14 protein-coding genes and 1 other annotated feature are annotated in these 20,115 nt (G+C 33.3%); of the genes, 4 read left to right on the forward strand and 10 right to left on the reverse strand.

Translation table 11 applies throughout. The features are described from left to right. The first annotated feature begins 3 nt into the window (after window positions 1-3). The 4 genes from RR561_RS08300 (at window position 4) to ispF (ending at window position 3,456) form a co-directional block, all read left to right on the forward strand. The gene (locus RR561_RS08300) at window positions 4-1,443 is read left to right on the forward strand and encodes an MFS transporter (protein WP_332507314.1); all 1,440 of its coding nucleotides are present in this window, start codon (window positions 4-6) and stop codon (window positions 1,441-1,443) included. Window positions 1,444-1,596: 153 nt separating this feature from the next. After that, window positions 1,597-2,154, forward strand: coding sequence for a hypothetical protein (locus RR561_RS08305; protein ID WP_332507315.1), 558 nt, complete (start codon window positions 1,597-1,599; stop codon window positions 2,152-2,154). Window positions 2,155-2,298: 144 nt separating this feature from the next. Further along, complete coding sequence (ispD, locus tag RR561_RS08310; protein WP_332507316.1) at window positions 2,299-2,973, forward strand: 2-C-methyl-D-erythritol 4-phosphate cytidylyltransferase; 675 nt, start codon at window positions 2,299-2,301, stop codon at window positions 2,971-2,973. 9 nt (window positions 2,974-2,982) lie between these two features. Next, complete coding sequence (gene ispF, locus RR561_RS08315; protein ID WP_332507317.1) at window positions 2,983-3,456, forward strand: 2-C-methyl-D-erythritol 2,4-cyclodiphosphate synthase; 474 nt, start codon at window positions 2,983-2,985, stop codon at window positions 3,454-3,456. Window positions 3,457-3,543: 87 nt separating this feature from the next. Here ispF and arsS read toward each other — a convergent pair whose 3' ends face one another. From arsS to RR561_RS08365, 10 genes are all read right to left on the reverse strand, one after another. Beyond that, complete coding sequence (gene arsS / locus RR561_RS08320) at window positions 3,544-4,521, reverse strand: arsenosugar biosynthesis radical SAM (seleno)protein ArsS (RefSeq protein ID WP_332507319.1); 978 nt, start codon at window positions 4,519-4,521, stop codon at window positions 3,544-3,546. 37 nt (window positions 4,522-4,558) lie between these two features. Continuing rightward, window positions 4,559-4,900 carry an arsenosugar biosynthesis-associated peroxidase-like protein gene (locus RR561_RS08325; protein ID WP_332507320.1) on the reverse strand — a complete coding sequence of 114 codons (342 nt, stop codon included), beginning with the start codon at window positions 4,898-4,900 and terminating at the stop codon, window positions 4,559-4,561. 149 nt (window positions 4,901-5,049) lie between these two features. Continuing rightward, window positions 5,050-5,475, reverse strand: a complete 426-nt coding sequence (locus tag RR561_RS08330) for a C-GCAxxG-C-C family protein (protein ID WP_332507322.1) — start codon at window positions 5,473-5,475, stop codon at window positions 5,050-5,052. A 150-nt stretch (window positions 5,476-5,625) separates the two neighbouring features. After that, window positions 5,626-7,071 carry a proline--tRNA ligase gene (proS, locus tag RR561_RS08335; RefSeq protein WP_332507324.1) on the reverse strand — a complete coding sequence of 482 codons (1,446 nt, stop codon included), beginning with the start codon at window positions 7,069-7,071 and terminating at the stop codon, window positions 5,626-5,628. A 154-nt stretch (window positions 7,072-7,225) separates the two neighbouring features. After that, window positions 7,226-7,431 (reverse strand) — a binding site (T-box leader). A gap of 234 nt (window positions 7,432-7,665) precedes the next feature. Beyond that, window positions 7,666-8,751 (reverse strand): PIN/TRAM domain-containing protein, encoded by a 1,086-nt coding sequence (locus RR561_RS08340; protein WP_332507326.1) that lies wholly within the window; start codon window positions 8,749-8,751, stop codon window positions 7,666-7,668. A gap of 17 nt (window positions 8,752-8,768) precedes the next feature. Beyond that, entirely contained in the window at window positions 8,769-9,845 is a 1,077-nt protein-coding gene (disA, locus tag RR561_RS08345) for a DNA integrity scanning diadenylate cyclase DisA (RefSeq protein WP_332507328.1), read from the reverse strand. Continuing rightward, window positions 9,846-11,222 carry a DNA repair protein RadA gene (gene radA / locus RR561_RS08350; protein ID WP_332507330.1) on the reverse strand — a complete coding sequence of 459 codons (1,377 nt, stop codon included), beginning with the start codon at window positions 11,220-11,222 and terminating at the stop codon, window positions 9,846-9,848. A 30-nt stretch (window positions 11,223-11,252) separates the two neighbouring features. After that, the gene (locus tag RR561_RS08355; RefSeq protein ID WP_332507332.1) at window positions 11,253-13,736 is read right to left on the reverse strand and encodes an ATP-dependent Clp protease ATP-binding subunit; all 2,484 of its coding nucleotides are present in this window, start codon (window positions 13,734-13,736) and stop codon (window positions 11,253-11,255) included. A gap of 255 nt (window positions 13,737-13,991) precedes the next feature. Next, window positions 13,992-15,926 carry an elongation factor G gene (locus RR561_RS08360; RefSeq protein WP_332507334.1) on the reverse strand — a complete coding sequence of 645 codons (1,935 nt, stop codon included), beginning with the start codon at window positions 15,924-15,926 and terminating at the stop codon, window positions 13,992-13,994. A gap of 532 nt (window positions 15,927-16,458) precedes the next feature. After that, window positions 16,459-19,899, reverse strand: coding sequence for a pyruvate carboxylase (locus tag RR561_RS08365; protein ID WP_332507336.1), 3,441 nt, complete (start codon window positions 19,897-19,899; stop codon window positions 16,459-16,461). Between the last annotated feature and the right edge of the window lie 216 nt (window positions 19,900-20,115).

The raw sequence follows: 20,115 nt of genomic DNA on the forward strand, positions 1-20,115 counted from the left end.
TATATGTCATTTGAAAAAAAATTAATAGCGTTGGCATTATTTATATGTAATAGTATGGGGGCAATTGAAATTACAATTGTTACCACTGCAATACCCTCAATAGTGAAGGATCTTTCAGGATTTAATCTATCGAGCTATGTATTTTCTATATTTTTGCTGACATCTGCTATAGCGACTACAGTGTTTGGCAAACTTTCAGATATTTATGGTAAAAAGAAATTACTACAAATTGCCATCATAATCTTTTTAATAGGTTCTCTACTTTGTGGATTGTCACAAAGCATGATATTTTTAATAATCTCAAGAGCTATACAGGGACTTGGATCAGGTGCACTTACTACCCTTACCATGGCTGTTATAGGAGATGTATTTGCAGTTGAAGAAAGAGCTATGATATCTGGATACAATTCAACAGTATGGAGTGTTGCCAGTTTGATAGCACCTATGCTTGGAGGATTAATCCTTCTTAGATTTACTTGGCATTGGGTATTTTATATTAATATACCAGTTGGAATTTTAAGTTTGATACTTATACAAAAGGCCTACAAATTTGAAGACACTACTAGTTCTGAGGAGCTGGATGTCAAGGGGCTTACAGTTATGACATTATTTGTCGTTTGTCTTTTACAGGCGATGTCAGCACTTGAAAGTCATTCATTTTTAAGCTTAAATGTTATAGGACTTTTTGCTGCTGCTATGGCTTTTTTACTGATATTTATCAGAGTAGAAAAAGGTGTAAAATCTCCAGTACTTCCTTATCAACTATTTTCTAAGGAAATACTGATAATAATGATTATTACATTCTTAAATTCTATAGTTCTTATTGCAATGGACGTGTATAATCCATCCTTTATGCAAAGTGTTCAGGGACACTCTCCACTTATGTCTACTGTTCCTATAGTTCCACTATCTGTTGCTTGGGTATTATCTTCATTCTTACTTTCAAGAATCATAAGCAAGTACTCAACAAAATCTATCTTAATGGCAAGTCTAACAGTATTGGCTGCAGGTATTTTGGGACTTGTAAGCTTAAAGCCTGAATCTAGCCCGATACATATGGGAATAGCATCTGCTATTATAGGTCTTGGTTTCGGTGGAAGCTTTAATATGTTGTTATTTATAGTTCAAGAAACCCTTTCAAAAGAGGATATGGGTATGGCATCTGGTTCTGTAATGTTTGTTAGAACTTTGGGTCAGACTATAGGAATCAGCATATTTGGTCTAATCTTAAATAACTCTGTTATTAGGTATTTTGCAAAATCGGGAACAAGTATAGATACAAGTACTTTGCTTAGCAATAAATCAATAAGTCACCTAGACCTTGTATCGTCACAATTTAATGGCTATAATAATATCTATCTAGGATGTTTCATTTTGGCTGTAGTATGTGTGTTTATAGCACTTTTACTACCTGGCAAGAAGAAGCTAAGCAACTACAATTAAATAAATAACTACAATTATTGCAAATAGAGTTGAGTTTCTTACTCGATAATTGTTATAATATATTGTGGAAATTCAATAATATAGGGGGTACGGTCGGTATTCCCTATATTATTATTTATGTAAGTAAATAAAGATATTTTAAAGGAGGAGTTTATGAGAACCAACACCTTAAAACAACTTATAGTTTCTATTTTGGTAGGATTAGTATTTGGCTTAGCCCTAAATATAGGTCGTATATCAAGATATGGATTTGTAGCTAGTTTGGGACAATTTTTGTATTTCTTCATACTTCTAGGAGGAACTTTCTTCCTTACTGGACTAATGTTCAACAAAAGAGGTAGAGAAACCACTAACATGAGAATCTTTGCAACTAAAATGCAAAAAGAAGGAATTCTTATAATGGATGAGGTTGCAGATTTACCAGTTTCAGGAGAAAAAAATGTAAAAGGCTGGCTTTATCTTACTGATTCATTAGTAATCTTTGCAGATAGCCCTGACCCAGATTTAATAGAAAAAAAGGCTATGAGAATACCACTATCTAAAGTTACAAAAGTGGAGAATTTCAAACCTACATTTCTAACAAAGGACGGGATCAGAATTACTCTACAAAATGGTCAACAACACGATCTTTTGGTTGGTAGAACTGACAAATGGACTGAAGCTATAATAGAACAGGCTGAAAAACGTCAAAACAGAAAAATAGCTAGATAGAAAAAGAGACTTATCCATCGGGGTAGGTCTTTTTATTTTTAGAAATATATTTATAAGTTCTAGAGGCATCTATTGTCTAACGATTGGTTTTATAAACTCCCTATGATATACTTTTATATATATATTAACTAGGAGGAAAAAAATATGATTGATGCTATTATTGTAGCTGCAGGTTCGGGTAAAAGAATGAATTCCAAAGAAAATAAACAGTTTATAAAAATAGAAAATAAGCCCATAATAATTTGGACCCTAGAAAAATTTTATAATAACAACAATATCGACAACATTACAGTTGCCATAAGAAGAGAAGATGAAAAAGAAATGCTCTCTCTTTTAGATAAATATAAAATGGAAAATATTCAACTTGTATATGGAGGCAAAGAAAGACAGGATTCAATAAAAAACTGCCTCGATGGTATTATCCACACAGACTATGTTTTAATACATGATGGTGCAAGACCTTTTGTAAGTGATGAAATCATCGATAAATGTGTACATAGCTGCTTTTACAAGTCATGTTGTACGGGAGTTTTATCAAAAGATACTATAAAAATTGTGGATAAAGATAAAATAATAAGCTCTACACCAGATAGAAATTCCATATGGTGTGCACAGACTCCACAGGCTTTCCACATTGATGTAATAAAAGAAGCCTACCAATATGCAAAAGAAACAGGTTTTATAGCTACAGATGATGCATCCTTGGTTGAAAATCTTGGCTATGAGGTAGAAATGATCGAGGGAAGTTATAATAATATTAAAATTACAACAGAGGAAGATTTGGCAATAGCAAAATACATTGCTGAGTCTATCAAATAGGAGGTTTCAATGAGAGTAGGAATCGGGTATGACGTACATAAGCTTGTAGACAACAGAGATTTAATCATCGGTGGGGTCAAAATAGATTATAATAAGGGCCTTTTGGGACATTCAGATGCAGATGTATTGACTCATGCAGTTATTGACTCAATCTTTGGTGCTCTTGCACTTGGAGATTTGGGTAGACATTTTCCAGACACTGACCCAAAATTTAAGGGAGCTGATAGCCTAAAGTTGATGGAGTATGCATATGAATTAATGAAAGAAAATAAATATGAAATCGGTAATATTGACTGTGTTATTATAGCACAGGCTCCAAAGATGGCTCCTCATCTAGATCATATGAGATCAAACTTTGCAAATATATTACATACTAGGATTGAAAACATAAATATTAAGGCAACAACAGAAGAAGGTCTTGGATTTACAGGTCAAAAAGAGGGAATAGCATCTCAATCAATTTGTCTATTGAATAAACTTTAAAATTTATAGAAAAATAGCTCTCATCACTTGGATGAGAGCTATTTTCTTTTATTATATTAAATTATATTTTATTGTCTAAGTTAAGTCTTACTCTGTTGCTCCACCACAGCTAGAACCTGCTCCTGCTGTACATGCATAGCAATGCTTACCTGTTTTGATAGTTCTAATATCTAAAGAATTATCTCTCAGGTCAAATATATCATTTATACCTTCCATCTTCATATCTACCGCCTGGTTAAAGTCACAATCATATAGTGAGCCATCCCAAGATACAGATACTTGATCTCTACACATCATATTTTCAACTGTAGCAGCATTGAAACTATAATATAGTGTAGCTAAGTAGTCTTCCAAATTCCCACTTTCTTCTAGGAAATCTGCAAATCTACCTATTGGATTATTTGTTATAGTATACAGATTATCAAATACTATCTGATAGTCTGAGTATAATCTTTCCTTGTAAAGCTTTGTCATAGAATCCTGATCTGGAGGAAGGTATGCACCTGCTGGATTAAACACTAAGTCTAAAGCTAAGCCTGAACCCTTTCCATATCCAAGATTATTTAGCATTTGCAAAGCCTCAATTGACTTGTCAAATACTCCATCTCCTCTTTGTATATCCGCATTTTTCTTTGTATAAAAAGGTAATGAACAGACAACATCTACTTTATTATTTTTATAAAATTCTGCTATATGAGCATACTTTTGAGTGGTTAGTATTACAAGATTAGTTCTTACAATCACCTTATCAGCTATCTTTGAACTTTCTTCTACAAACCATTCAAAATCAGGGTTCATCTCTGGAGCCCCACCTGTTATATCCATTGTTTTAAAGTTGTATTTTTTAAATACATCCAAACATGCCTGTAAAATTTCTTTTGACATTTCCTCTTTTCTATCTGGACCTGCCTCTACATGACAATGCTTACATTTTAGATTACATATCTTACCTACATTTACCTGAAGTGTAGATGGATTTGCCAAAGTCTTCAAAAAAGCTTTTTCCTCTACCGAATCTTCAAACATAGGTACGCTTACCTTACTATTTATTTCTTCTATATTCATTTCTACTCCTCAAAATCTATATTATATATAGATTGCCTTATTTCATGCTTTTCTTTTCTATTATATTCTTACTCTGTACACCAAATGCTAGTGTTGCACCAGACTTAATTACTGAAGTTACATGAGCTACTTCAACTATCTGATCCTGATCGCATCCTCTTTCAAGACATGCGTTTGTATAGGCATCTATACAATACGGACACTGTTCAGCAAGCGCTACCCCCAATGCTACAAGAGTCTTTTCTCTAGTAGTAAGAGCACCTTCTTCAAATACAGAACCATAATATTCCATAAACTTATCCCACATCTGTTCTGCGTTTTCACGAAGAACTCCTTGGCCAAATTTTGCTAAATCTTCTTTTTCAAAATAATAATCCATTATAGACCTCCAATTTTTATATTATATTTCTATATTATCATAAATTAATTGAGAGTCTAGTTAATTTTTATAATTTTTTATCTATAGTTACTTGATTTTCTATAGATAAAAACAATATACTATTTTCTCTACTTAAAATCAAGGTCATTTTATAATTTTTCTACTACTTCTATAACATCTTTTACCAGTCTAGGACAAACTGTCATCAATAGATTTTTTTCTTCTATTATCTTTGCTTCACTTGGAATAGTCAGATTGTACCCTAATATATCTGAACATTTATTATCTTCTTTTATTTTTGCAAATTCTTCTTTATATTGGAAGATTTTAGAAATCATTTGACCCTTGGCTACTTCGTCTCCAGCTTTGCAGTGACCATACTTTAGCCCTAGTGCTATCAATCCTCCTACATATGCTCCACAAAGATCTGCTTCAAACATTCCAGCACCGAATGCTGCCGAACTTTTTAGAGCAATCTCTGTATCCATATTTAAATCTTTTGCTATTGCATACGATATTACTTGAGCACAATCAAATCCCTGTGCAAACATATCAGCTATCTTTTTTTCATCCATTCTTTCTCACCTTCCTTATATTTCATATAACAACACTTATATTATGATAGCATATATAAATATATTGTAAATCTTAATTTATAAAAAAGAGGTAATTTAATTGCAATTAAATTACCTCTTTTCTCTATTATTTCTTTATTATTTTATATTTTAATATGCCTTAGCAAATATTACCATATTATCTGCCTTTTCTCCGCTATAGAAACAAGTATCTCCTAGATTTTCTTGTATAAATGGTATAACTCTTATTGTTGCACCAGTTAATTCCTTGATCTTAGCTTCGTTTTCGTCATTATTCTTCCACATAACTTTGGCAAATCCATGCTTGTTTTCTATTATATCCTTGAACTCATCCATATTATTAGCTACAAAAGTGTTATCATCTCTATGCTTTTTAGCCTTATTAAATAGGTTGATCTGTATATCTTCAAGTAATTTTTCTACTGTATCAGCTATGTTATCTAGTGATATAGCATCCTTTGTAAGTTCGTCTCTTCTAAATGCAAGAGCCTGATTCTTTTCAATGTCTCTTGGTCCTATTTCTAGTCTTACTGGGATACCCTTCATTTCAGCATCATTGAACTTGTATCCTGGACTATAGTTTTCTCTGTCATCTACATTTACAGTGATTCCCTTAGACTTTAAGTCTTTTGCTATTTCATCTACTACATCGATTACTCCACCCTTATTAGCAGCTATTGGAACTATTACTACCTGTATTGGAGCCATCTTTGGAGGAAGTACAAGACCTCTATTGTCTGAATGTACCATTATAAGTCCACCGATTAATCTTGTAGATATTCCCCAAGAAGTATGATATGGATTTGCTAGATTTCCTTCTCTGTCTGAGTAAGTAATATCAAATGCCTTAGTAAAGTGCTGTCCCAAAAAATGAGAAGTACCTGACTGAAGAGCCTTACCATCATGCATCATAGCCTCTATTGTGTATGTTGAATCCGCTCCTGCGAACTTTTCACTTTCAGATTTTCTACCATCTATTACTGGTATAGCCATCAAATCTTCAGCTACTGACTTGTATGTTGCCAACTGCTGAAGTGTCTCATCTATTGCTTCCTGACGTGTTTCGTGAAGAGTATGTCCTTCTTGCCATAAGAATTCTGAAGTTCTTAGGAAAGGTCTAGTACTCTTTTCCCATCTAACAACTGAGTTCCACTGATTGTATAAAAATGGAAGCTGTCTATATGAATTAAGCCACTTAGAATACATTGTACATATGATTGTTTCTGATGTAGGTCTAATAGCTAATCTTTCTTCTAATACTTTGTTTCCACCCTGAGTTACCCAAGCAACTTCTGGAGCAAATCCCTCAACGTGTTCTGCTTCCTTATTTAGTAGGCTCTCTGGTATCAACATTGGGAAGTAAACATTCTGATGTCCAGTTTCTTTAAACATTCCATCTGCATAATCTCTGATCTTTTCCCATAGAGCAAATCCATAAGGTCTTATAACCATGAATCCCTTAATTGGTGCATAATCTACCAACTCAGTCTTAGTGATAACATCTGTATACCACTGTGAGAAGTCTTCTTCCATTGGTGTTATTTCTTCAACAAATTGTTTTTCATTCTTTCCCATTTTAATATCCTCCTAAAGCATTCTGTGTGATTTTCTCCGCCTATCCAGACTTCCTTTCGATTAGCTTTACTATACCGAATATTCAGTCATGATAGCTTTGAACTTAAATATATTAAACAGCCTTAAAAGACAATAAAAAAAGCCCTTCGTCTCCAAAAGAGACGAAAGGCTGTAAATTCCGCGGTACCACTCTTATTAGCTAAAAAGCTCACTCGATAGAATATAACGGTTCTAAGCCGTGAGAGTTTTAAACCCCTCATGCTAAAAGGCTGGTTCACTAGCTTCAATCTGGAATCTCTCACCAACGATTCCTCTCTGTATGATTTAATCAAGTTACTTTTCCTTCATCATTGCTTATATTTAAGTATATTGACATCATATAATATTTAATTTAAAATGTCAAGACCAAGTTGTTAAATAAATATATGCAGTTTAAGATGAATAAATACTGAGCTGATGCAGTTTATACCCGTCTTTTCCAGTATCTGAATATAAATAAAAATAATTGCCAATAAAAAATACCACCAAATATCATACACTTTTGTGTATTTTATAACTAAATTCCTATGCATCGAAACTGATTAAATTTTTATTTTATTTAATTTTTGCAAATATCATTCTTCCAGCTGGAGTTTGAAGAATAGATGTTACTACTACTGCTCTAGTTTCTCCAATATGGTGTCTACCGTTTTCTACAACTATCATAGTTCCGTCATCTAGATAAGCAACTCCCTGTTGATTTTCCTTACCTTCCTTGACTATGGTTACCACTATTTCTTCACCTGGTATAGCTATTGGCTTCACAGCGTTTGCAAGTTCATTTATATTTAAAACTTCTACTCCTCTTACCTGTGCAACCTTATTCAAATTATAGTCATTTGTAACTACCTTACCATTTAAAACAGATGCTAATTTTAAAAGTTTAATATCAACTTCTGCTATATTTGAAAAGTCTTGATTTGTGACTTCAACTTCTACATTTCCTTCTTCCTGAATGGCGCTTAATACATCTAATCCTCTTCTACCTCTAACCCTTTTGAGGTCGTCTGCAGAGTCAGCTATGTGTCTCAATTCATCTAATACAAACTGTGGTACAACCAATTTTCCTTCCAAAAATCCAGTCTTACAGATATCTGCTATTCTTCCATCAATTATTACAGATGTATCCAAAACCTTTGGCGGGATATTTCTCTTTGCTGCCTTTGTCTTGTCTGAATCTTTTTCTTTCTTTTCGCCTATATTCCTATTTTTTAGGAATCCTACTATTTCATCTTTACTTCGTATACCTATTCTCACACCTATCAAACCAAATATGATATATGCTATTATAGACAATACTTGCCCAACTATATATATTTTCTCAAGCAAGCTACTTAGTAAAAATGCAATTATAAATCCTATTAGAAGTCCTATCGAACCCAAAATTATATCTACCTGAGAATATCTAGACATTTCGCTATCAAATTTCATTCCTATATTTTTCATTTTTCTGCTGATACTTGGTTCTGCTATAAATAATATTAGGCCTACTATTGCTCCTAATGATACTCCTATTATATATCCATATGTTTTATTACCAAATTGAAGTAATTCAAACGGCTTCATAAATGATATATATAGGGTTGTTACTATTGCAAATCCAAGTAAGGCAAAAATAAATCTTTTAATCTTACTTAGCATATTTTCCTGCCTTTCCATTAAATCAATCTATCTAAAACTGCTAATTTCTTCATCTTAATAAGCCCATTTCTAATATAAGTTGCTCTTATTTCACCGATCCCCTCTACTTCATCTAACTGTTCTATAGAGGCATTTAGTATAGCTTGGAAGCTACCAAAAGATTCAATAAGGTTGACTATAATTCCCTGTGGCAATTTATGTATCTTACTAAGCAATCTATATCCTCTTGGATATGTTGGCTTATCTAGATTTTCATTGTATCCAGAGAATCCCATTATCTTGGCTATTTTTGTCAAATCGACTAGCTCTTCATTTGAAAGACTGCTCAACTTTTTCTTAAATAATGTTTTATTCATTTCATCCAGAACATAATCATTGATTATAAAGTCCTGTTCATCCTTTGTCCTACCTATCAACTGCTCGTATTGATTTCTTATTAGAAATCCTTCTTCACCAAGTGCCAAAAGGTACATCTCCATAGTATTGGTTACTCTTAGAACCATCTCTACCTTTGACATCGCAAACACTACATCGTATATAGTGACCATATCCGCGAACTCAAGTGCATTTAGATTTAACACAGCCTCTTCTTGAGATAGCTTTGCTTTTTCCAAAGTTTGAAATGCTTGATTCGCCTTTGAAAATAGAGTGGTTGTATTTTCCACTACATATTTCTTATTATTTTTGTATATAGTAATTATAGACCTTCTTTGCGATATGGCTATTACTATACAACCTGTTTGTTTGGCTACTCTCTCAGCAGTTCTATGTCTTGTTCCTGTTTCTGTAGTTGAAATATCTTTTCTTGGCATCAGCTGTGTATTTGCAAATCTTACTCTTTCTATATTTTCATCTAAAACGATTGCTCCATCCATCTTTGATAACTCATATAGGGAAGAAGGTGTATATTCTGCATTCAGCTCAAACCCACCATCAACCAAAGATAATATTTCTTCATCATCTCCTATTACTATCAGACCACCTGTGCCTGCCATTAACACATTGTCCAAACCCTTTCTAAGTGAAGATCCAGGTGCTGTTAGTTTCAGGATATCATTCCATTCCTTATCCTCAAATATATTTAGAATGCTCACCTAGTTACCTCCCAATACTTCATATATTGCTTGCCTTAAATTCTTAACTGGTACTATTTCTATAGTGTACTCATCTTTAAATTCATCAATATAATTACCCGCTGGGATGATCATTTTTTTAAATCCTAGTTTTTGACATTCTATAATTCTTTTTTCTATAAAGCTAACTGTTCTTACTTCGCCTGTAAGACCAATCTCACCAGTAACTGCAACATTTGCATCTACTGGTATATTCCTAAAGCTAGAAGCAACAGCTAGTGCTATTCCAAGGTCCATAGAAGGTTCATTTGTCTTTAATCCACCTACTATATTTACAAAAACATCTTGATTTTGTATCTGCATTCCTATTACTTTTTCCAAAACTGCTAGAATCAAAGCCACTCGATTGCTATCCACTCCAGTTGTAGTTCTTCTTGGATAGCCAAAATTTGTCGGAGCAACTAAAGCCTGTAGTTCCAACAACATCGATCTTGTACCTTCAAGAGTAGATACTATAACAGAGCCTGAAACATTTTCAGGCTTCTCTGAAATTAGAACTTTTGATGGATTTTCAAGTTCTATCAAACCATCACTTTTCATTTCAAATACACCCAATTCATTGGTTGATCCAAACCTGTTTTTTACTGCTCTAAGAATTCTATAAGTATTATATCTTTCACCTTCAAAGTATAATACCGTATCCACCATATGTTCAAGAACCCTTGGTCCTGCAAGAGACCCTTCCTTTGTAACATGCCCAACTATAAAAGTGGCAATCATATTACTCTTTGAAATCTTCATCAACATAGATGTAGATTCTTTGATTTGGCTCACAGTTCCAGGAGCAGAACTTATATCAGGAGCTATCATAGTCTGGATAGAGTCCACTATTATTGCATCTGGCTTCATATCTCTAATTACAAGTTCTATTGCTGCTAGGCTATTTTCTGTATAAATGTACAAATTTTCTGAATTAGCATTGAGCCTCTTCGCTCTCATCTTGAGTTGACTTTCATTTTCTTCTCCAGATATATACAAAACTTTCTTACCTTGCTTTGCTATATTGTTAGATACCTGAAGAAGAAGAGTTGACTTTCCTATTCCAGGATCACCACCGACTAATATCATTGAACCTGGTATCACTCCACTACCCAACACTCTGTCTAACTCTGCTATACTCGTTGAAAATCGTTCTTCTTTTTCTGTTGTCACTGAATTTATACTTACTGCCTTGGAATTTAGCTTTGTTGAGGATACAGTTTGTATCTTAGAGCTTTTCTTTTCTTCTACTTCTTCTACAAAAGTATTCCATTGCAGACACTCTGGACATTTACCTAGCCATTTTGGGTTTACATATCCACAGTTTTGACACACATATCTTGTTCTCACCTTTGCCATAAATTTTAACAACGCCCCCTTAAATTAACCTTAATGCTTTTTAAACTCTACTTCGCCATTAGAGAAATATGCAAGGACTTTATCGCCTGGCGCTATAGTTTTCTTAAGTACAGCCTCACTTACCTTATTGGTTAGCTTATGTTGTATAAGTCTGTTTACAGGCCTTGCTCCTTGGTTCGCCTTTGCCGCCAACTCTGCTATATGTTTATATATTGAGTCACTAATCTCTAGATCTATACCTATATCTTTCGTTCTTTCTATAAGAGTTTTCGATAATATAACTACTATCTTCTCAAAGTCAGACTTTCTCAAACTTCTAAATACTATAATGTCATCAATTCTGTTGAGTAGCTCTGGTGTAAAATAAGAAGCTACATCATTTAGAGTTCTTTCTCTTGCCTTTTTATCTAATAGATCTATCTCATCTTCTGAGTATGCTGCTTTACTAGCAGAAAATCCCATATTTACTTCATTTGAAGATTTATACCCTATATTAGATGTCATAATTATAATTGTATTTTTAAAATCTACTGTTCTTCCCTTTGAATCCGTTAGTATACCATCATCCAACATTTGAAGCAATATATTTAACACATCTATATGAGCCTTTTCTATTTCATCAAATAGTATAACAGAGTATGGATTAAACCTTACCTTCTCTGTAAGATAGCCTCCTTCTTCATGTCCTACATATCCTGGAGGAGAACCTATAATCTTTGATACAGAATGTTTTTCCATATATTCAGACATATCCACTCTTATAATATTTTGCTCACCTAGAAATAAACTCTCTGCAATAGCTATTGATAGTTCTGTCTTACCTACACCTGGAGGGCCTACAAATAAAAAGGATCCTATTGGTCGTTTTGGATCTTGCACTCCTGTTCTAGAGCGCCTTATAGCTCTTGCAACTTCTTTTTCAGCGTGCTCTTGACCTACAACTCTCTCTTTCAAAACATTCTCTAGGTTAAGTAGCCTTTCAGCTTCTTCTTCCATAATTTTATTTATTGGAATACCAGTCCACATTTCAACTACTTCCGCCACTACTTCTCCTGTTACTGTATTTTTATTATCTCTTCTTTTATTCCAAATTACTCTTTCACGCTTTATATCTTTTACCAGTTCATTTTTCTTCTTTTTGATATCAATTGCAGCTTCAAAGTTTTGATCTGCTATTACCTCTTCTAATTGTTTTTCTAATTGCTTTTCCATTTTTTCCATATCATTGATAGTCGATGGTAAAAATCTAGACTTCAACTTTACTCTTGAGCAAGATTCATCAATCAAGTCTATAGCCTTGTCTGGAAGAAATCTATCTGCTATATATCTAATAGATAAATCAACTGCTTTTTCAATTGCTTCATCAGTTATTTTAACCTTATGATATGCTTCATACTTATCTCTAATACCTTTTAGTATATATACACTTGTATCTCTATCCGGTTCTGAAACCTTTACTGGCTGAAATCTTCTTTCCAGTGCCGGATCTTTTTCTATGTGCATTCTATATTCATCAATTGTAGTTGCTCCTATTATCTGAACAGATCCTCTGCTTAGGGCAGGCTTTAAAATATTAGATGCGTCTACAGATCCCTTTTCTCCTGATGAGCCTGCACCTACTAAAGTATGCATTTCATCTATAAATAAGAGTATTTTTTCATCAGAATTGCTCACTTCATCGATGATATTTTGTAACCTTTCCTCGAAATCACCTCTATATTTTGTTCCTGCTATCAGCGATCCTATCTCTAATGAATACATTTTTTTATGAAACAATTCATCGTTATGATAGCTCATAAAGGCCAAACCTCTAGCAATCCCCTCTACAATTGCAGTTTTTCCTACTCCTGGTTCTCCTATTAATACAGGATTATTTTTTTTCCTTCTGTTTAAAATTTGCATTATTCGCTTGATTTCCTCGTCTCTTCCAAGGAGCGGATCGACACTATTTTCTTTGACATATTTGATCATATTGATTCCATACTTGTTTAATACAGGCAAGTCACTATCCTCGTCGGGATAATCTTCATTGTTCGCCCTTATATAACTTAAGAACTTTTCTTCTTTTTTATTTTCTTTGTCCAGAATCAATTTTTTTAGAATATCTATATCTATTTCTCTATTTTTTAAGATTATATTTGCTACACATCCCTCTTCACCTGTCATCGCAAAAAGAAGGTGTTCAGATGCTATGAAATTTGTGTGGTAGGAATTTGCTATTTTTTCAGCTACTTCCAATATATTCTTCATTCTAGGACTCATTTCTTTATTTTCAGCATCCCCCTCTAAAGGTTCATAGCTACTACATTCCATAATCTTATCTAGGTCTTCTTTTATATCCTCTAATTCAAGCCCCATATTGCTGAGAACATTATATGCCGTTCCGTCTCCTATGCACATCAATGCCCATAATACATGACCACTTCCCGTTACTTCATAACCAGTTTTACTAGAATATTCTCTGGCAATTTTTAATGCTTTGTCTACTCTTCTTGTATATCTATTGAAATTCATTATACTGACCTCCAATACAATTAAATAAATATTAAGTGAACCCGCAATCTATATTTTTTAAGAAAAATTAATTTTATAGCTCTATTTTACCTGAAATAATTTAAATTTAGTAAGTCTTATATACTATATTATATCACAATTTAATATAGTATTTATATTATTATTATAAATTAGGTGACGAATAAAAAGGCGAACAAATAATTTATCTGTTCGCCTTTTTGTGTTATTTTATTTTGGAATGGCTAAATTAGTTTCTTATTTTTCTTCTCCATTTACTGCCTCTATTATCTTTTTCTGATTTTCTTCTGGAACTTCTGAATAACTATCAAACTCACTTTCAAATATTCCTCTACCTTGAGTAATTGATTTAAGATCTATAGCATAGCTAAATGTTTCACTCTGTGGGGCAAGTGCCTCTAGTATTTGTTTTCCTCTAGAACTAGACTCCATACCTAGTATTCTTCCCCTTCTCTTATTCATATCCCCCATTACATCTCCCATATATTCCTCTGGAACAGTAATAGTCATCTTCATTATCGGTTCTAATAATACTGGCTTTGCTTCTTCCATACCCTTTCTAAATGCCATTGATGAAGCCAATTTAAATGCCATCTCTGAAGAATCTACATCATGATAAGATCCATCATAAAGCACCGCCTTGATGTGAGTCACAGGATAGCCTGCTAATACTCCTTTTTCCATGGATTCCAAAATTCCCTTTTCCACTGCAGGAATATATGACTTTGGAACAGATCCCCCAAATAATTCCTCTGAAAATTCAAAATCCTCATCACTTCTAGAGAATTTGACCTTTACATGACCATACTGCCCATGACCCCCAGACTGTTTTTTGTGCTTTCCTTCAACATCTGAAGATTCCTTGATAGTTTCTCTGTAAGCAACCTTTATATCGTGTAAATCTACATCCAATCCAAACTTATCTTTCATCTTTGCTATTAGATTTTTGATATGTAGTTCTCCCTGTCCTCCTATTAATGCCTGACGAGTTTCATTATTTCTATAGTAATCAAGGGTAGGATCTTCACTCACTAACTTAGTTACAATACTTGCCATTTTTTCTTCGTCTTTTTTATTTCTTGGAGTAATAGCATAATAAATCTGTGGTCTAGGGAATTTAAGCTCTATCTCAACCTTTGAATCTAGACTTGTTGATATACCATCTCCTGTTTGAATTTCAGGAAGTTTGGTTGCCACTATAATATCTCCTGCATATGCCTTATCCAGTTCTATTAACTCTTCTCCTCTAATCGTATATATATTTGCTATTTTAGTCTTATTTTTTGTTCTTAAGTTATAAAATTCTGTATCCTTTTTTATAGAACCTTCTGTTATTTTTATATAAGAAATCTTCCCTACAAATGGATCTATGAAAGTCTTAAATACGACTCCATTAAAAGGAGATTGCTCATCTGTAAAAGATGGATCTATATAATTTTTAAGAGATGCTAAAATCTCCTTAGTACCTACATTATTAATTGTTGATCCTGATATTACTGGGACAATATCACCCTTTTTAATTCCTACTGTAATACCATTTCTTTTCTCTTCTATCGTTAGTTCTTCGCCCTCGAAAAACTTCTCTAGATAATCATCATCTGTCTCTGCTATCAGTTCCATCAAGGCTTCATATGCTCTTTCGGCCTGCTGTCTGAATTCATCATTTAAGCCTTCATAATCTTCAAACACATTATGTAACTTTATAAACTTACCATCTTTAAACTCAGGAGAGATCATCGGTATTATCTTATTTTCAAACTTTGCATCAAGCATTTCTATAACATCTTTATATCTAGCTTTTTCATTATCTATTTTATTTATAAACATTATCTTTGGTATACCCTCTGTAAGTTCAAGAGCTTTTTCAGTTCCAACCTGCATAGGATCGGTAGCGTCAATTACTATTATAGCTGCATCACTTGCAGACAATGCAGATATTACATCACCAGTAAAATCAGTATATCCAGGTGTATCTATAAAGTTAAATTTACAGCCTTCATACTCTACTGGCATTAGACTCATGCTATAAGTCATCTGCACATTATTACTTAACTTGGGAATTTTGTTAACGTTTGCAGCATGGGCAATAGTTTCTAATAAATTAGTCTTACCGCATCCGCTGTGACCCAACACTGCAATATTTCTTATCTTATCACTATTATAGACTTTCATATGAGCACCTACCTTTATTTTTATTACCGAATTTTAAAATTACTTTACACCACTATTCATTTTAGATTTTAACTGATAGTATTATAAAAGATTATATGCTTTTTAACAAACTTTTTAAAAAACGGTCATTAATACTAGAAAATTCAAAAAATTTTTTCTATTTGATTTTAATTATAAACTTTATTGATAAAAAAGTCAATCTTAGATTAGTTTATTGCTATGACTCTATCCTTTCATAAATTTTCTATATTTATGGACATTATTTATATAATACTTTAAAAATAAATAAAAAAAAGAGCTATTATAAGTCATAATAGTCTCTTTTTCATCTTATTTTATTGATATTTTTTTTACAATTAGCCTCTATTTCAAAAAACTAAATTACTTTTTGAAAAAAGATTCAAATATTTTTATTTTTATATTCAAGATATCTAATATAAATTCACTTTAATAAATTATTTTATTAAGCCACTATTATTATAATTTAGAAGCTTATTATATTTATTTTAGTTACTTAACTGCTGAATATCCCTTAGTCTGCTAATTCAAGCTGTATTAATAGCTGCTTGTCTATTACCATCTGACCTTCAGATACCTTAATATCTCTTACCTTACCTGCAGCCTTTGCCACTATGTTAGTCTCCATTTTCATAGCTTCAATTACTATTAGAGGCTGATTTTCCTTAACTATATCGCCTTCCTTAACCAAAATCTTAGCTACCTTACCTGGAATACTTGCTCCTATCTGATGAGGGTCATTCATATCTGCCTTTTCAACATTGACAATCTTACCCGCATAGTTGCTGTCTAGTATATCTACATCTCTTAGCATACCATTTAATTCAAATGTAAGAGTTCTAGTTCCATCTTCTTTTGGTTCTCCAATGTCAACAAGTTTAATAGTTAACACCTTACCTTCTTCTATTTCAACTTCACACTCTTGTCCCATATTCAGACCATAGAAGAATACATCACTTTCAATCTTGCTTACATCATTAAAATCTCTAACATGAGCTATATAGTCATCAAATACCTTTGGATATAAAGAGTAGCTAAGTACCTGTCTATTTGTAGGATCCTTGATATCTAAATCATCTCTAAGGTGAGTTTTGATAGCTTCAAAGTCCTCATCTGGAAGTAATGATCCTGGTCTAGCAGTGATAGCTTCTTCTCCCTTAAGTACAACTTCTTGAAGATCCTTTGGAACTCCACCCATTGGCTGACCAATCATACCCTTACAATAGTCAACAAGAGAATCAGGGAATGATAGATTCTTTCCTTCTTCTATTATATTGTCTTCAGTAAGATTATTCTTAGTCATAAATATTGCAAGGTCACCTACTACCTTAGAAGATGGAGTTACCTTTATGATATCTCCAACTATCTTATTTGCAACCTTATAGTTATCCTTTACATCTTCAAATCTATTTACTAGACCCAAGCTATCTGCCTGAGGCTTAAGATTTGTATACTGACCTCCTGGGATTTCAAAGTCATATATCTCCGCATTTGATGTCTTAAGATCACTTTCAAACTTATAATACACTTTTCTTAAATCTCTATAATATTTTCCTAATTCATTGTAACCAAACATATCTATTTGAGGGTCTCTATCTGTAAACTTAAGACCTTCCATAACAGAGTTTAGAGATGGCTGTGAAGTAACACTTGCCATAGATTCTAATGCTCCATCAACTATGTCTACACCTGCTTGTGAAGCCATTAGAAGCGTTGCTACACCGTTACCACTTGTATCGTGAGTATGAAGGTGTATTGGAGCCTTTACATTTTCCTTAAGGGCCTTTATTAGCTCATATGCAGCATATGGCTTTAATAATCCCGCCATATCCTTAATACCGATAATATCAGAACCTGCAGCTTCTAGCTCCCTTGCCATATCTACATAGTAATCTATTGTATATTTTGACTTATCTGGATCAAGTACATCTCCTGTATAGCACATTGCAGCTTCAACTACCTTACCAGTATCCTGAGCTATTGCTATTGATTGCTTCATATTTTCAACCCAGTTTAATGAGTCAAATATTCTAAATACATCTATTCCTGAGTTTGCACTTTCCTTGATAAATTCCTTAATTACATTGTCTGGGTAGTTCTTGTATCCGACAGCATTTGACGCTCTTAAAAGCATCTGGAAATTGATGCTTGGTATAGCTTCTCTTAGCTGCTGTAACCTTAACCATGGAGATTCCTTTAAGAATCTGTATGCAACGTCAAATGTTGCTCCACCCCACATCTCAAGAGAGAACATATCCTTTTGATAGTGTTCAGTCGCTTCAGCTATGTTCATAAGGTCAAATGTTCTAAATCTAGTTGCCAATAAAGACTGATGAGCATCTCTCATAGTTGTATCTGTAAATAATAATTTCTTTTCTTTTCTTATGTCATCAATATAGGCATCTTTACCTAGTCTTAAAAGTTTATCTCTACTACCTTCGACCTGCTTTACTTCTCTAGTTCTAGGTTCATATAATGCATCGAATGTTCTTCTTTCCTGACACTTATTTTCATTTACTACTACGTCACCTATAAACTTAAGAAGCTTAGTACCTCTGTCCTTACTTTCTGCAATATCGAACAGTTGAGGATTTTCATCTATAAAGTTTGTACTACACTTTCCTTCTATAAACTGAGGATCTAGAAGAACGTTTACCAAGAAACCGACATTTGTCTTTACTCCTCTTACTCTCATTTCCTTTATAGATCTGACCATCTTTCTGATGGCTCCTTCAAATGTTCTGTCATATGCTATCGTTTTTACTAGTAGTGAATCATAGTACGGACTGATAGTTGAACCAGTAAATCCATTACCACCATCAAGTCTTATACCCGCTCCAGAACCTGATCTATATACCTGTATCTTACCTGTGTCAGGCATAAAATTCTTCTTAGGATCTTCTGTTGTTATTCTACACTGAATAGAGAAACCTCTTACAGTTACATCATCCTGGCTCTTAAGATTAATTTCTGGATCTGATAGTTTATAACCTTCAGCTATCAGTATTTGACTTTGAACGATATCTATTCCTGTCACCTGTTCAGTAACAGTATGTTCAACCTGAACTCTAGTGTTCATTTCTATAAAATAATGATTGCCATGCTTGTCTACTAAGAATTCTAAAGTACCTGCACTTGCATATCCAACATATTTAGCTATCTTAACAGCATCACTACAGATCTTTTCTCTAATGTCTTCTGCAAGAGAAAATGCTGGAGCATGCTCTATAATTTTTTGATGTCTTCTTTGTACAGAACAGTCTCTTTCGTATAGATGTACGATATTTCCATACTCATCTCCTAATACTTGGACTTCTATATGTTTTGGATCTTCTATATACTTTTCTATAAATATTAAATCTTCACCAAAAGCTTTTCTTGACTCACTTCTAGCATTTTCAAATTCTCTTTCTAAGTCATCTGCCTGGCGAACTATTCTCATTCCTCTACCGCCACCGCCATTAGAAGCCTTTACCATTACAGGATATCCTATAGTTTCAGCTACTTCTTTAGCTTCTTTTACAGATTTCAATGATTTTTCAACACCTGGTATAGTAGGAACATCAGCCTCATGCGCTACAAGTTTTGAGTTGATTTTATCTCCTAGTTTCTCCATTATATCTGAACTTGGCCCTATAAAAGTGATTCCATTTTCTTCACACTTTCTCGCAAACTCAGCATTTTCTGATAAGAATCCATATCCTGGATGTATTGCATCTACCTTTTTTCTCTTTGCTAGAGATATTATTCCATCAATATCTAAATATGCATCTACTGGACCTTTTCCTTCACCTATAAGATATGATTCATCTGCTTTTGTTCTAAACAGACCGTACTTGTCTTCCTCACTATAGATACCAACGCTTCGAATCTGTAACTCCGCGCAAGCTCTAAAGATTCTAATTGCAATTTCACCTCTATTGGCTACTAAAACCTTGTTAAACTTTTTAAGCATAAATTGCCCTCCACTTTATTTTTTATTCAATGTATCTATTATATCTCAATATCACTTTATTTTGAATATCTTTTATTGAATTACTAATAAATTAATGAAATAAACTATATTTTCTAACTTTATGTAGAGTTTTAATCTCATATTTTTCATAAAAAAAAGCCCTAGCAATGTGCTAGAGCTTACTACGTGGCTACTTCCTACTCTCCCAGGCAGTTT

This window comes from Peptostreptococcus sp. (assembly GCF_036639115.1).
In the GTDB taxonomy this organism is placed as follows: domain Bacteria; phylum Bacillota; class Clostridia; order Peptostreptococcales; family Peptostreptococcaceae; genus Peptostreptococcus.

Coding starts and splice junctions, on each gene's coding strand:
- ispD (WP_332507316.1), top strand. CDS start 2,299: ATGATTGATGCTATTATTGTAGCTGCAGGTTCGGGTAAAAGAATGAAT.
- RR561_RS08360 (WP_332507334.1), bottom strand. CDS start 15,926: ATGAAAGTCTATAATAGTGATAAGATAAGAAATATTGCAGTGTTGGGT.
- RR561_RS08325 (WP_332507320.1), bottom strand. CDS start 4,900: ATGGATTATTATTTTGAAAAAGAAGATTTAGCAAAATTTGGCCAAGGA.
- proS (WP_332507324.1), bottom strand. CDS start 7,071: ATGGGAAAGAATGAAAAACAATTTGTTGAAGAAATAACACCAATGGAA.
- RR561_RS08355 (WP_332507332.1), bottom strand. CDS start 13,736: ATGAATTTCAATAGATATACAAGAAGAGTAGACAAAGCATTAAAAATT.
- RR561_RS08300 (WP_332507314.1), top strand. CDS start 4: ATGTCATTTGAAAAAAAATTAATAGCGTTGGCATTATTTATATGTAAT.
- ispF (WP_332507317.1), top strand. CDS start 2,983: ATGAGAGTAGGAATCGGGTATGACGTACATAAGCTTGTAGACAACAGA.
- RR561_RS08305 (WP_332507315.1), top strand. CDS start 1,597: ATGAGAACCAACACCTTAAAACAACTTATAGTTTCTATTTTGGTAGGA.
- RR561_RS08330 (WP_332507322.1), bottom strand. CDS start 5,475: ATGGATGAAAAAAAGATAGCTGATATGTTTGCACAGGGATTTGATTGT.
- RR561_RS08340 (WP_332507326.1), bottom strand. CDS start 8,751: ATGCTAAGTAAGATTAAAAGATTTATTTTTGCCTTACTTGGATTTGCA.
- arsS (WP_332507319.1), bottom strand. CDS start 4,521: ATGAATATAGAAGAAATAAATAGTAAGGTAAGCGTACCTATGTTTGAA.
- radA (WP_332507330.1), bottom strand. CDS start 11,222: ATGGCAAAGGTGAGAACAAGATATGTGTGTCAAAACTGTGGATATGTA.
- RR561_RS08365 (WP_332507336.1), bottom strand. CDS start 19,899: ATGCTTAAAAAGTTTAACAAGGTTTTAGTAGCCAATAGAGGTGAAATT.